A 13,891-nucleotide genomic window follows, 5' to 3' on the forward strand; every position below is an offset into this window, starting at 1 on the left:
CATCAGCCGTCAAGCAGGGCCCGCAGCTTGGCAAGGGCATTCGCCTCGCTCTCGTCGAAGGAGATGGTGCCGGCGAGGCGGCCCTTCGCGTCGAGGAGAAAGATGGAGGCGGTATGGTCCATCGTGTAGTCGCCATCCTCCGTCGCCACCTTGCGGTAGTAGACATGGAAGTCGTCGAGCGTCTCCCGCACCTTTTCAGGCTCGCCCGTGATGCCCGTGATCCGCGGGTCGAAGGCGCCGAGATAATCGTGCAGCGGGCCCGGCTGGTCGCGCTCCGGATCGACCGTCATGAAGACGAATTTCATCTTCGCCGCCTTCTCGCCCAGAGCCTCCATCCAGCCCGCCATCTCGGCGAGCGTGGTCGGGCAGACGTCCGGGCAATGGGTGAAGCCGAAGAAGAGGGCGGTCGGCTTGCCGCGCAGGGCTGCTTCGGTGATCGGCGCACCGCCCGCCTCGGTCAGTTCGAAGGAGCCGCCGAGCGGCTGGCCGGCGGCAATCCCGCCGGCCTGGTCGCGCGTGGCGAGCCACATTCCGGTGACGCCGATGAGGGCGGCGGCTGCCGCCACCCACAACGCAATCAGGATGCCGCGTGGCACCATGTCTAACTCCCTGAACTGAACCTGTTGCGAACTGGACCCGTCTCGCGCTTTGGGCGTGCCCGCCCTAGCGCGACATGTCGGCGAGGCGGGAGGGCGAATCCTTGGCGATGAGCGAGTCGATCCGCTGTCGCTCCTTCTCGAAATCGGCCAGATCGCCGCCGGTGAGCGTGCGTCCGCGCGGCAGGCGGATCTTCATCGGATCGACGAAGCGGCCGTTGACGAGGATCTCGAAATGGCAGTGCGGGCCGGTGGAAAGGCCGCTGGAGCCAATATAGCCAATGACCTGACCCTGGCGCACCTTGGTACCGACGGCGATTCCCTTACCGATGCGCGACATGTGATTGTAGGTGGAGACGTAGCCGTTGGCGTGGCGGATCTCCACGCGCCGCCCATAGCCCGACTTCCAGCCCGCATGGATGATGGTGCCGTTGCCGGCTGCGAGAATCGGGCTGCCGCGCGGGGCAGCCCAGTCGACGCCGGAATGCAGCTTGTAGCGGCCCAGGATCGGGTGCTTGCGCATGCCGAAGGCGGATCGGAAGACGGCGTTCGGCACCGGCTTGCGCAACAGGAACTTCTTGGCGCTCTTGCCTTCCGGATCGTAGTAGGCGGCGACGCCGTCGTCCGGCGTGCGATAGCGGTAGAAGCGGTGCTCTTCGCCCCCGACGGTGAGCGAGGCATAGAGGATCTCCTTCTCCTCGTCGCCGGAATAGATCGCTTCGATCTGGTCGGAGCGGCCGGCGCGAGCCTGAAGGTCGACGTCGAAGGAGAAGATGCGCACGAGGCTCTCCACCATATCCTCGTCCATGCCGAGCTCCAGCGCCGAGCGCCAGATACCGGAATAGATGCTCGGCAGGGAGCTTGCCGGACTCTCGCTCTGCGCGCTGTCGAACATGTCGGCGTCGAAGGTCGGCTCGGAGGCGGCGACGTAGTTGCCGATGTCGGAAAGAGCCACCGTCGCCAGGTGCTGGCCGTTGGAATAGAGGCTGACGCGCACGGGGCGCACGCGCCCCTCGTCGTTGGGCGCCAGGCCGAGCCGCAGCTTCTGGCCGGCGCGGAAATCGAAGGAGTAGTTGGCGATCAGCGCCGACTGGATGGAAGCCGCCTCGTATTCGGTGGCGCCCTCGCTGCGCAAGAGCGCCGTCAGCGCGTCGCCGGTGGACACGGCGATGATCTTCTCCTCGATCTTCGGACCGCCCGCGCCTTCCTCGTTCTTTTCGATGAGGGAGACGTTCTCCGGCACGATGGCGATGGCGAGGTTGTTGAGGGCGAGCGGATCGGCACTCGTCTCGAAACGGCCCGGGTCCACATAGGGAAGAGAGGCGACCTCGACAGCGCCATCGGCCAGGAAGGGCGCGTTGGAGCGCACGATGCGCTCCACCTCGGCCGTCTTCAACTCTGTCTGCTCGTCGAACTCGCCGGAATCGACCGGAAAGGGATCGGTGCGAATGGTCACCTCGCCGTCGACATCGGCGCCGTAGATCGTCTCGGCGGCTGCGATCTCCGGTTCCGGTTCGCCATTGTCGGAGAAGAGGGCGAGGGCGTTGAACTTCGGGACCTCGGCGATCAGACCGTCGTCGACCGGGGCGGCGAGGCCGCGGCGCACAAAGACGAAGGGGCGTACCTTGATGTGCTCGCGATCGTCGATGCGCGTGACGGTCGAGACCTGGATGACGCGCTTCAGCTCGTTGCCGTCCGGCTCCAGCCGGATGCGGTCGCCCTTGCGGCCGACGGCGCCGCTGGTCATCGGCCCGGCATGCAGGGCGGCGAGCGCGGGCCGTATAATAGAGTGCGGCTTCCAGCCGATGGCGGCCTGGAGCGCGCCGCCGACGAGAATGACCGAAAAGATGCCCGTGAGGATGGCGCCGCCGAGCCAGCGCAGGCTGAGCCGGCGCCGGTCCGGCCGGCGCTTGAGGCTCAACAGATAAAGAGGCTCCTCGTCGCCGAGATCGATTGTCGGCTGCGGGCGTTGGTTCAAGAACGGATGCACCGTCTTATAATCCCTTCCCCCGGCGGCCCTTCAAGGAATTGCGGGCGCCTTGCGCAGCCTTCGGATAGGGGTCCAATTGTGACTGCTTCGTGACGTTTGGTGCCGCAAGCCCGGGGCCCTGTCAACGCGCACAGGCCAAAACCGCGGAAATCCGGGCTTTTCGGGCGGGAGCTGGAAAAAAATGCAGCTTCTGTCAGACCGGTGTTGACAGGGCCGAGAGGGCTGAATATATACCCCAACACCGGCGGCGAGGCGCACTTGTTGCTGCGGCTTCGCCGGTTGGTTCTCCTAAACTCCAGGGTTTATCCCGGCAAGACCGGTGACGCTCTGGCGGTCGTTCGAGAGATCAGACGACCGGGACGGCATTGTCGTCCGCTCTTTGACAATCTGGTTTTGAAGAAAGAGAAGCGTGGACGGCGATGTTTCGTCGGGCGCCGCCTCCCGTCAAAAGGAAGCGGTTGCCGGAAGAGACTTCGGCGGTCAACGTTTTCTCTGAGCTCACAATGTGTGATGGATGCTCCTTCAGGGGCGGACATCAGACTGTGTGACCTCGTCAAGACGTGCGATCAATAAAAGCCGATCAATGTTCTCATCCAACTTGAGAGTTTGATCCTGGCTCAGAACGAACGCTGGCGGCAGGCTTAACACATGCAAGTCGAACGCACTCTTCGGAGTGAGTGGCAGACGGGTGAGTAACGCGTGGGAATCTACCCAGTGGTACGGGATAACCCGAGGAAACTCGAGCTAATACCGTATACGCCCTTCGGGGGAAAGATTTATTGCCATTGGATGAGCCCGCGTCGGATTAGCTTGTTGGTGGGGTAATGGCCTACCAAGGCGACGATCCGTAGCTGGTCTGAGAGGATGATCAGCCACACTGGGACTGAGACACGGCCCAGACTCCTACGGGAGGCAGCAGTGGGGAATCTTGGACAATGGGGGAAACCCTGATCCAGCCATGCCGCGTGAGTGAAGAAGGCCCTAGGGTTGTAAAGCTCTTTCAGCGGGGAAGATAATGACGGTACCCGCAGAAGAAGCCCCGGCTAACTTCGTGCCAGCAGCCGCGGTAATACGAAGGGGGCTAGCGTTGTTCGGAATTACTGGGCGTAAAGCGCGCGTAGGCGGATTGTTTAGTCAGGGGTGAAATCCCGAGGCTCAACCTCGGAACTGCCTCTGATACTGGCAATCTCGAGTCCGGAAGAGGTTGGTGGAATTCCGAGTGTAGAGGTGAAATTCGTAGATATTCGGAGGAACACCAGAGGCGAAGGCGGCCAACTGGTCCGAGACTGACGCTGAGGCGCGAAAGCGTGGGGAGCAAACAGGATTAGATACCCTGGTAGTCCACGCCGTAAACGATGGATGCTAGCCGTTGGTGGGTATACTCATCAGTGGCGCAGCTAACGCATTAAGCATCCCGCCTGGGGAGTACGGTCGCAAGATTAAAACTCAAAGGAATTGACGGGGGCCCGCACAAGCGGTGGAGCATGTGGTTTAATTCGAAGCAACGCGCAGAACCTTACCAGCCCTTGACATCCCGATCGCGGTTTCCAGAGATGGATTCCTTCAGTTAGGCTGGATCGGTGACAGGTGCTGCATGGCTGTCGTCAGCTCGTGTCGTGAGATGTTGGGTTAAGTCCCGCAACGAGCGCAACCCTCGCCCTTAGTTGCCAGCATTCAGTTGGGCACTCTAGGGGGACTGCCGGTGATAAGCCGAGAGGAAGGTGGGGATGACGTCAAGTCCTCATGGCCCTTACGGGCTGGGCTACACACGTGCTACAATGGCGGTGACAGTGGGAAAATCCCCAAAAACCGTCTCAGTTCGGATTGTCCTCTGCAACTCGAGGGCATGAAGGTGGAATCGCTAGTAATCGTGGATCAGCATGCCACGGTGAATACGTTCCCGGGCCTTGTACACACCGCCCGTCACACCATGGGAGTTGGTTCTACCCGAAGACGGTGCGCTAACCCGCAAGGGAGGCAGCCGGCCACGGTAGGGTCAGCGACTGGGGTGAAGTCGTAACAAGGTAGCCGTAGGGGAACCTGCGGCTGGATCACCTCCTTTCTAAGGAAGATCCCTTACGGTCGTCTCTCACGAGACAACGCCGTTTCGGATCTCTTGGAACATGGCCGATCAGTCAGATCGGCCGATCAAACTAAAGGCGGGACGTCGCCGTCTTCGTTTCTCTTTCTTCGCAAAACGCGTGATCAGCGCTCGAGTGCTGGCCTGCCGGTTCCGCCTTCGGGTCATACCGGAGGAGGCTTCTCGTCTTTCCGGCCCTCTCGGGCGGATGGGGCGAGGGCCTGTAGCTCAGTTGGTTAGAGCGCACCCCTGATAAGGGTGAGGTCGGTAGTTCGAATCTACCCAGGCCCACCACCCTCCCATCACCGGTTCGGTCTACGCCGGCCGCCCTCGCGGCGGTGGCCCAAGGGGCCATAGCTCAGCTGGGAGAGCGCCTGCTTTGCAAGCAGGAGGTCGTCGGTTCGATCCCGTCTGGCTCCACCATTTCCTGTGGATTGGGCCTTGCGGGTGATCGCGTGTTTCGAAGGAAGCCAAGTTTCGCGGCGATGTGAGGGTTTGACCCGCATCGATCGCAAGATTTCTGACATCGTGAAGAGAAGATGTGTCCGGATGCACCCTCGGGTGTAGGCCCTCAAAAGCCAATTCCGCTCTCCGGCGGAGTTTACGGGCAGATCTCGTGTGACACTGGTCTTTCCGATCCATCCTTCCGCCTCATCAGCGGCAGGTGGATCGACTGTCCGCCTATGCTCCCTCTGACCGGGGAGCAGCTCTCAGGTCTTCTCCTGGTTCTTCAGGAGCGGATTGGGCGGACATTGATAATGAGAGCGATCAAGTGCTTTAAGGGCGTTCGGTGGATGCCTTGGCATGCGCAGGCGATGAAGGACGTGGTACGCTGCGATAAGCCGTGGAGAGCTGCGAACAAGCTTTGATCCATGGATTTCCGAATGGGGAAACCCACCGCTTCGGCGGTATCGTCATCTGAATACATAGGGTGACGAAGCGAACCCGGGGAACTGAAACATCTAAGTACCCGGAGGAAAGGACATCAAACGAGACTCCGTTAGTAGTGGCGAGCGAACGCGGATCAGGCCAGTGGCGAAGGTAAGCTAAGCAGAACCGTCTGGAAAGTCGGGCCATAGTGGGTGACAGCCCCGTATGTATAATGTGAACCTTCGTCCTTGAGTAAGGCGGGACACGTGAAATCCTGTCTGAACGTGGGGGGACCACCCTCCAAGCCTAAGTACTCGCGCATGACCGATAGTGAACCAGTACCGTGAGGGAAAGGTGAAAAGCACCCCAACGAGGGGAGTGAAATAGTCCCTGAAACTGGACGCCTACAAACAGTCGGAGCCCGCAAGGGTGACGGCGTACCTTTTGTATAATGGGTCAGCGACTTAGTCTAACGAGCAAGCTTAAGCCGATAGGTGTAGGCGCAGCGAAAGCGAGTCTGAATAGGGCGATAGTTCGTTGGATTAGACCCGAAACCGGGTGATCTAGCCATGGCCAGGCTGAAGGCAAGGTAACACTTGCTGGAGGGCCGAACCCACGTCTGTTGAAAAAGACGGGGATGAGCTGTGGCTAGGGGTGAAAGGCCAATCAAACTCGGAAATAGCTGGTTCTCCGCGAAATCTATTTAGGTAGAGCGTCGAATGAATACTCCCGGGGGTAGAGCACTGGATGGGCTAGGGGGACTCACCGTCTTACCAAACCTAACCAAACTCCGAATACCGGGAAGTACTGTTCGGCAGACACACGGCGGGTGCTAACGTCCGTCGTGGAGAGGGAAACAACCCTGACCACCAGCTAAGGTCCCCAAGTCATGGCTAAGTGGGAAAGGATGTGAGGATCCCAAAACAACCAGGATGTTGGCTTAGAAGCAGCCATCATTTAAAGAAAGCGTAACAGCTCACTGGTCTAAATAAGGGTCTTTGCGCCGAAAATGTAACGGGGCTTAAGCCATGCACCGAAGCTGTGGGTGTGCTTCATTCTTCGGATTGAAGTACGCGGTAGCGGAGCGTTCCGTAAGCTGATGAAGGGAGACCCGCGAGGGCTCCTGGAGGTATCGGAAGTGCGAATGCTGACATGAGTAACGACAAACAGTGTGAGAGACACTGTCGCCGAAAGTCCAAGGGTTCCTGCGCAATGCTAATCAGCGCAGGGTTAGCCGGCCCCTAAGGCGAGGCCGAAAGGCGTAGTCGATGGGAATGCAGTTAATATTCTGCAGCCTGGAGGTAGTGACGAATGCCGTAAGTTGTCTGTTCTTATCGGATTGAACAGGCCGCGATGGTGTTCCAGGAAATAGCTCCTCCTTATAGACCGTACCCTAAACCGACACAGGTGGACTGGTAGAGTATACCAAGGCGCTTGAGAGAACGATGCTGAAGGAACTCGGCAAATTACTCCCGTAAGTTCGCGAGAAGGGAGCCCGGTTTGTGGGCAACCATGAGCCGGGGGCACAGACCAGGGGGTGGCGACTGTTTAGCAAAAACACAGGGCTCTGCGAAGCCGTAAGGCGACGTATAGGGTCTGACGCCTGCCCGGTGCCGGAAGGTTAAGAGGAGAGGTGCAAGCTTTGAATCGAAGCCCCGGTAAACGGCGGCCGTAACTATAACGGTCCTAAGGTAGCGAAATTCCTTGTCGGGTAAGTTCCGACCTGCACGAATGGCGTAACGACTTCCCCGCTGTCTCCAGCATCGACTCAGTGAAATTGAATTCCCCGTGAAGATGCGGGGTTCCTGCGGTCAGACGGAAAGACCCCGTGCACCTTTACTACAACTTCACACTGGCATTTGTGTCGTCATGTGTAGGATAGGTGGTAGGCATTGAAGCCCAGGCGCCAGCTTGGGTGGAGCCGCAAGATGAAATACCACCCTTGAAGTCATGAATGTCTAACCGCGGTCCGTTATCCGGATCCGAGACAGTGTGTGGTGGGTAGTTTGACTGGGGCGGTCGCCTCCCAAATGGTAACGGAGGCGCGCGATGGTTGGCTCAGAGCGGTCGGAAATCGCTCGTTGAGTGCAATGGCATAAGCCAGCCTGACTGCGAGACTGACAAGTCGAGCAGAGACGAAAGTCGGTCATAGTGATCCGGTGGTCCCGAGTGGAAGGGCCATCGCTCAACGGATAAAAGGTACGCCGGGGATAACAGGCTGATGACCCCCAAGAGTCCATATCGACGGGGTTGTTTGGCACCTCGATGTCGGCTCATCACATCCTGGGGCTGGAGCAGGTCCCAAGGGTTTGGCTGTTCGCCAATTAAAGTGGTACGTGAGCTGGGTTCAGAACGTCGCGAGACAGTTCGGTCCCTATCTGCCGTGGGTGTAGGAGAATTGAGAGGAGCTGTCCCTAGTACGAGAGGACCGGGATGGACGCACCTCTGGTGGACCTGTTGTGGCGCCAGCCGCATTGCAGGGTAGCTATGTGCGGAAGGGATAACCGCTGAAGGCATCTAAGCGGGAAGCCCACCTCAAAACGAGTTCTCCCTTGAGAGCCGTGGAAGACCACCACGTTGATAGGCCGGGTGTGGAAGCGCAGCAATGCGTGAAGCTTACCGGTACTAATAGCTCGATTGGCTTGATCGTTCTCATTAATCAATGTCCGCCTGACAAGCTCAGGCGAAAGTCCAGTGTCACGCTGCAATTCGCCGGCCTGGTGGTCCTAGCGAGAGGCATAAAACCCGATCCCATTCCGAACTCGGCCGTTAAACCTCTCAGCGCCGATGGTACTTCGTCTCAAGACGCGGGAGAGTAGGTCGCTGCCAGGCCTGCCAATTGCAGCTACACGAGATCATCTTCTCTTTTCACGATGCCGGGCGCAGGTTCTCGAACGCGCTCGACGCCGGTCGCCGGCACTACCCAGACGTTGCGACCGAAGGACAACGCGGGGTGGAGCAGTCTGGTAGCTCGTCAGGCTCATAACCTGAAGGTCAGAGGTTCAAATCCTCTCCCCGCAACCAACATCACAGCCGCACCAAGGCCGTTCCTCACCGGAGCGGCCTTTTTTGCGTTCTGGCCCGGGTTTTCGCGGTGCGGGCGGCGCTTCGGATGTGCCGCGTTCCGCGCGGCCCGCACAGCGCCAGGCTCGTCGCACACCTTTTCTTAAAAGCCGCAGACCTAGCCTTGCGGCATGCGGATCAAAGCCTTCCTCCCAATTCTCGCGCGCCGGGCTCGTTCCGGGCGTCTTGCGCTACTGCTTGCGGGTGCGGTTCTTGCGGCCGGCGCGGCCGGGCCAGCCGTTCCCCAGAGCGCACCGGACGGGCTGTCTGGGCTTGCTCCTGGCGCCGAGGCCGAAGCCGCCGAGATCCTCGCCTCGCCGCTCGCGCCCGCGCCGACAACCTCTCCCCGCGAGACATTCGCCAGCTTTCGCGCCCTCGCCCAGCGGGCCTCCGATCTCCTCGTAGAGGCGATCGACCGCTCGGCGAACAACGATGCGATCTTCGACACGCCCGAGCTCAAGGCGCTGAAGGCGGCTGCCGTCGAAGAACTCGACAAGGCTGCCTCGACGCTCGACCTCTCCGGTGTCGCCCCGGCAAGCCGGCGGGCGGTCGGGATCAGCTCGGTGCTGCAGCTCGAAGAAGTGATGGATCGCATCCCGCTTCCGGTCCTCTCGGCCATTCCGGACGAGGCGGCGGTCGATGCGGGAGCGGCGCCCAACGGCTGGACGCTTCCCGGAACCGAGATCCGCATGGTGCGCCTCGAAGGTCCGGACGGGGAGCCGCGCTTTCTGTTTTCCGGCGACACCATCGCCCGGCTCGGCGGTTTCTATTCCGAGGTGCAGGCTCTCCCGCGGAACTCGGCGGACAAGATCGATTTCTACCAGTCTTTCGTCATCGGTCCCGGGCTCTCCATGCCGGTGGAGATCTACCGCTATATCCTCAGCCTTCCGCCCTGGATGCTGTCGGTGCATTTCGAGCAGGCCGTCTGGCAGTGGCTTGCCTTCGCCGGGCTGACTTTTGTCTTCGTCGGTCTGAGCTTCTTGGTTTTGAGATGGGAGGCGCGGCGGCCGCGCTCCATGAATGCTGCGATCCGCTCCATGCAAAGGATCGTTCCGCCGCTCTTCATCATCGGGCTTTTGGCGCTCTATCGCTGGATCAATGACGACGTCATCAATCTGACGGGGACCTTTCTCGCCGATGTCGAGCTTGCCTCCGTCGTGCTGCAGTCGCTCGCCTTCGCCGTCATCGCGGTGCTCGCCTTCAATGCCCTGGCGGCGGTCATCGTCTCGATGCCGAGAATCGGCAAGGAGACGCTCGATGCCAGCCTCATCCGGCTCGTGCTCAGGGTGCTGGGCATTGGCGTGGCCGGCTACATTCTCTTTCTGGCGGCGGCGCGGGTCGGCATCCCGCTCTACGGCATCATCGCTTCCCTCGGCGTTGGCGGTCTGGCGCTCGCGCTGGCCGTGCGCCCGACTCTCGAGAACTTCATCGGCGGCATCATTCTTTATGCCGACCGGCCGGTGAAGGTTGGGGATTTCTGCAAGTTCGGCGACAAGCTCGGCACGGTGGAAACGATCGGCCTGCGCTCCACCAAGGTGCGCGGCCTCGACCGGACGCTGATCACGGTGCAGAATTCGGAATTCGCGCAGATGTCGATCACCAACTTCACGCGGCGCGATTCCAACCTGATGAGCGTCACGGTCGGCCTGCGCTACGAGACGAGCGCGGAGCAGCTGCGCAACGTCATCGAAAAGACCGCCGAGATGCTGCGTGCCGACGAACGGGTGAAGCCCGATACGGTGCGCGTCTGTTTCCGCGGCTTCGGGGAATGGGCGCTCAACCTGGAGATCTGGGCCTATGTGAACTGCGCCGATTGGGGCCAGTTCCTGAAGATCCAGGAAGAGCTTTTCCTCAAGGTGATGGAGGTGGTGCACGGCGAGGGGGCCGAGTTCGCCCTGCCGGCGCAGACGACCTATCTCAACTCCGACAAGATGGCCGTTCGCCCTCCGGCCGAGGCGGGCGGCGCGCGCGCCCTGCTCGCGAAGGTGGCGGAGGCGCACTAACGCCTGCCAAAGGGCGGCGAGCGGGTCTCTCTCGGTGAGGGCAGAGGATGGGCGGGCAGCAGGTATTCCGTCATGTTGCGGCGCAGCATGATGTGACGTGCTAGGCATCCGCCCACAGCAACCGCATTCGCGCGAAGGGTGGGCCGCGCTCCTCGGGAGACGAGATGACCGACAGGAATGATCCGGTCGTACTGCGCCACCGCCATCTGGAACAGGTCGCCATGACGGCGCTCGAGGCCGGCCGCGTGCTGGTGGAGACCGGCGCCAAGGCCGACGTGGTGCGTCAGGGCATGGTGATGGTCGCCGAGGGGCTGGGCGCGGAGGAGATCTACGTCCGCATCGGCTTTGCCTCGCTCGCCATCACCGTCTCCTCCCGCGAGAACACCATCACCCGCATGCGGATGGTCGGCGCCCATGGCGTCAACCTTCGCCTCAACCACGCCGCGCGGCGCCTCTGTGCTCGGGTGAAGCGGGGCGACATGAACGCGGCAACGACGCTGAAGGCCTTCCGGCGGGTCGCCGCCGCGACGCCGCGCCATTCCTGGTACCTCGTCGCCATCGCCGTCGGGCTTGCCTGCGCCTCCTTCGGCCGGCTCCTCGGCGTCGACTGGCAGGCTTTCGTTCCGGTCCTGGCCGGAGGGACGATCGGGCAGGGGCTGCGGCATTTTCTTCTCAAGGCGCACACCAACGCCTTCGTCGTCGCGGCGATCGTCGCCTGCGTGGCCTCGGCGACGGCGGGCCTCGGCTGCGAACTCGTCGGCAGCCCGATGCTGCAGGCGGCGATGTTCTCCGCCGTGCTGCTGCTCGTGCCGGGGGTTCCCGTGCTCAACGCGCAGACCGACATCATGGAAGGCTATCCGACCATGGGCAGCGCGCGGGCGATGACGGTGGCGATGATCCTCGTCTTCATCACCGTCGGCGTCTGGGCGGCGCAGATGAGCCTCGGCGTCGCCGGACCGAAAGTGCCGCCGATCGCGCATGGCCTCGCGCACCAGGCCTTCTTCGGCGCCACAGCCGCCTTCGGCTTCGGCATCCTCTTCAATTTCGGCTGGCCGACGCTCGCCTGGGCCGCTGCGGCCGGTGCGCTGGCGCTCCTCGTGCGCAGCATCGGTCTCGATCTCGGCTGGAGCCTGGCCGCCGCCTCCTTTGTCGCCGCGGCCTCGGTCGCGATCGGGGTGCGCCTCGTCAACCTCCTGCCCGATCGCTGGGGACGCGCCGGCAACGTGCTCGCCGTCGCCGGCTGCATCCCCATGGTACCAGGCAGCGCCGCCTCGCAGGGCATCATGGGCCTCATGGAGCTGACGGCGCAGGCGCCGGTCGACGCGCAGGCGACGCTGATGACGACGGTCGAATACACGCTGAAGGCCGGCTTCACCATCGGCGCCATCGGCGCCGGCCTCACCATCGTAAGCTCCATCCTGAAGCGGCCGGATTTCCCGGCCTGAACGCTTAGCTCTCTTTCCTTCCCAGAGCCGCGCGGGTTTGCGCGGCGGCCGGATGGGTTTAGGAATGGGGCATGCGGCGAAGCGGCGCAGCCGGCTCTCGCCACTTTCCGAATAGGCTCTCATGTTTTCCAGACACATCAAGCTCCTCAGGACGGAGCCACGCGCCGTTGCCTTCGGCGCCTTCTCCGCCTTTCTTTCCAGCCCCGGCCAGACCTTCTTCATCGCCCTCTTCGTGGCGCCGATCGGTGCGAGCCTCGGCTACAGCGCCGCCGAGATGGGCGCGATCTATCTTGCCGCCACGCTTTCCTCGGCGAGCCTTCTGCCCTTCGTCGGGCACTGGATCGACCGGCTGGATCTCAGGGTCTATGTCTCCCTCGCCGTGGCGGGCCTGGCGCTCGCCTGCTTCTCCGCCTCCATCGCGATAAACGCGGCCATGCTCTTCGTCGCCTTCCTGCTGCTGAGGATGTGCGGACAGGGCTTGATGACGCATATCGAGACGACCTCGGTGGCGCGCTATTTCACGCTCGACCGCGGGCTCGCGCTGTCCGTCACCAGCCTCGGCTTTCCGGTCGCCATCGCGGCGACGCCGGTCGTTGCGGCCTTTCTCATCCATGGCTTCGGCTGGCGGCTGAGTTACGCCATCGTCGGCGTCTTCCTCCTCGTCGCGGCGCTGCCCGTCCTCGTCTGGCTGATCGCCGGCCACAGGCGCTTCTTCATGCCGGCCGAACGGCCTGCCGGTACGCTGGCGCCGCGTGCGCTCGACGGGATGAGGGCTGTGACGAAGACGCGCTTCTTCTGGCTCGCCGTTCCGATCCTCCTGTTCATGCCCTTCACCTCGACGGCGCTCACGTTTCATATCGAACCGGTGGGCATGGCGAAGGGCTGGTCGCGCGAACTCATCGCCAGCGGCTTCTCGACGATGGCGCTCGGCAATTTCTGCGGATTGTTTCTCTCCGGCTTCGTCATCGACCGGCTGACCGCGCGGCGCATGCTGCCGGTCATCAACCTTCCCTTCTTCTGCGGGATCGCGGTGCTTGGGCTCTATTCGGGCCCGGCGGCGCTGTTCGTCTTCTTCGCCCTGATGGGGATTTCCTCCGGGCTGGTGCAGACGACCTTCGGCTCGGTCTGGGCGGAGGTCTATGGCGTTGCCCGGCTCGGCACGGTCCGCAGCTTCGCGGCGATGCTGATGGTCGCCGGCACGGCGGCAGGGCCGGCCGTGCTCGGCCTCTTCCTCGATGCCGGCGTGCCGATCGGGACGATCTCGCTCGGCTTGATCCTCGCCGGGCTCGCCGCCACGCTGATGTCGCTGTTCGCGCTCACGGGTAGGATGCCCGTGCAGATTGAGGCCTCGCCGCGATAGCGCCAGGCCGCAAGGGGCGGCGCTGGGAGGGGTAGGCCATGGGCGAGTTCGAGCCGCAGGAACTGCAGGCGCTCGGTGCCGCGATGCAGGCCGAGCTTGCCGAGCTGACGGCCCTGGATGGCAATAGTGCGGAGGATCGCAAGCCGGTGGAACTCGACCAGCAGGGGGTCGGGCGCCTGTCGCGCATGGACGCCATGCAGGTGCAGGCGATGGCGATGGCTTCCGGTCGCCGGCGCACGCAGCGGATTGATGCGCTGAAGGCGGCGCTCGCCCGGCTTGAGTCTGGAGAATACGGATATTGCGCCATCTGCGAGGAGCCGATCGCGGTAAAGCGGCTGAAGGCCGATCCGGCCGCGCGGCTCTGCCTAGCCTGTGCGGCCTTTGAGGAAAGGTAGGGCCGGGCAGCGCCCGGCCCCGAGCCGCTTGGCGGGCCGGCAAGGCACGCCTTGATAAAAAGTCGGGCCGGGCGAGCCCGCGCCAGGGG

Annotated in this window: 6 protein-coding genes, 3 tRNA genes and 3 rRNA genes; 10 read left to right on the forward strand and 2 right to left on the reverse strand. The window is 62.5% G+C overall.

Going from position 1 to position 13,891, the window contains the following annotated elements; genetic code table 11:
* Positions 1-2: 2 nt before the first annotated feature.
* Both CLD20_RS07175 and CLD20_RS07180 read right to left on the reverse strand, forming a co-directional pair.
* Positions 3-599, reverse strand: a complete 597-nt coding sequence (locus CLD20_RS07175; RefSeq protein WP_224405905.1) for an SCO family protein — start codon at positions 597-599, stop codon at positions 3-5.
* Between the two features lie 64 nt (positions 600-663).
* Positions 664-2,574, reverse strand: a complete 1,911-nt coding sequence (locus tag CLD20_RS07180; RefSeq protein WP_224405906.1) for a M23 family metallopeptidase — start codon at positions 2,572-2,574, stop codon at positions 664-666.
* Positions 2,575-3,180: 606 nt separating this feature from the next.
* Here CLD20_RS07180 and CLD20_RS07185 point away from each other — a divergent pair.
* The 10 genes from CLD20_RS07185 to CLD20_RS07230 all read left to right on the forward strand — a co-directional run bounded on the left by CLD20_RS07185 (position 3,181) and on the right by CLD20_RS07230 (position 13,802).
* Positions 3,181-4,648 (forward strand): 16S ribosomal RNA (locus CLD20_RS07185).
* A 235-nt stretch (positions 4,649-4,883) separates the two neighbouring features.
* Positions 4,884-4,960, forward strand: a tRNA-Ile gene (locus tag CLD20_RS07190).
* Positions 4,961-5,013: 53 nt separating this feature from the next.
* A tRNA-Ala gene (locus CLD20_RS07195) sits at positions 5,014-5,089 on the forward strand.
* A gap of 343 nt (positions 5,090-5,432) precedes the next feature.
* Positions 5,433-8,186: ribosomal RNA gene (locus CLD20_RS07200) — 23S ribosomal RNA — on the forward strand.
* A gap of 66 nt (positions 8,187-8,252) precedes the next feature.
* Positions 8,253-8,368, forward strand: a 5S ribosomal RNA gene (gene rrf / locus CLD20_RS07205).
* Together the 16S, 23S and 5S rRNA genes with 3 tRNA genes alongside form the textbook arrangement of a ribosomal RNA operon.
* A gap of 115 nt (positions 8,369-8,483) precedes the next feature.
* Positions 8,484-8,560 (forward strand) — tRNA-Met (locus CLD20_RS07210).
* A gap of 170 nt (positions 8,561-8,730) precedes the next feature.
* A complete protein-coding gene (locus CLD20_RS07215) occupies positions 8,731-10,602 on the forward strand; it encodes a mechanosensitive ion channel family protein (RefSeq protein WP_224405907.1) in 1,872 nt (623 codons plus the stop codon).
* 164 nt (positions 10,603-10,766) lie between these two features.
* Complete coding sequence (locus CLD20_RS07220; RefSeq protein ID WP_224405908.1) at positions 10,767-12,047, forward strand: threonine/serine exporter family protein; 1,281 nt, start codon at positions 10,767-10,769, stop codon at positions 12,045-12,047.
* 121 nt (positions 12,048-12,168) lie between these two features.
* A complete protein-coding gene (locus CLD20_RS07225) occupies positions 12,169-13,407 on the forward strand; it encodes an MFS transporter (protein ID WP_224405909.1) in 1,239 nt (412 codons plus the stop codon).
* A 38-nt stretch (positions 13,408-13,445) separates the two neighbouring features.
* Positions 13,446-13,802: a TraR/DksA C4-type zinc finger protein gene (locus tag CLD20_RS07230; RefSeq protein WP_224405910.1), complete on the forward strand. Its 357-nt coding sequence runs from the start codon at positions 13,446-13,448 to the stop codon at positions 13,800-13,802.
* The last annotated feature ends 89 nt before the right edge of the window (positions 13,803-13,891 follow it).

This window comes from Afifella sp. IM 167 (assembly GCF_020144925.1).
Taxonomy (GTDB): domain Bacteria; phylum Pseudomonadota; class Alphaproteobacteria; order Rhizobiales; family Afifellaceae; genus Afifella.

What these genes read in the sequence shown, in the direction of transcription:
- CLD20_RS07220 (WP_224405908.1), top strand. Translation starts at nt 10,767, where the DNA reads ATGACCGACAGGAATGATCCGGTCGTACTGCGCCACCGCCATCTGGAA.
- CLD20_RS07175 (WP_224405905.1), bottom strand. Translation starts at nt 599, where the DNA reads ATGGTGCCACGCGGCATCCTGATTGCGTTGTGGGTGGCGGCAGCCGCC.
- CLD20_RS07215 (WP_224405907.1), top strand. Translation starts at nt 8,731, where the DNA reads ATGCGGATCAAAGCCTTCCTCCCAATTCTCGCGCGCCGGGCTCGTTCC.
- CLD20_RS07230 (WP_224405910.1), top strand. Translation starts at nt 13,446, where the DNA reads ATGGGCGAGTTCGAGCCGCAGGAACTGCAGGCGCTCGGTGCCGCGATG.
- CLD20_RS07225 (WP_224405909.1), top strand. Translation starts at nt 12,169, where the DNA reads ATGTTTTCCAGACACATCAAGCTCCTCAGGACGGAGCCACGCGCCGTT.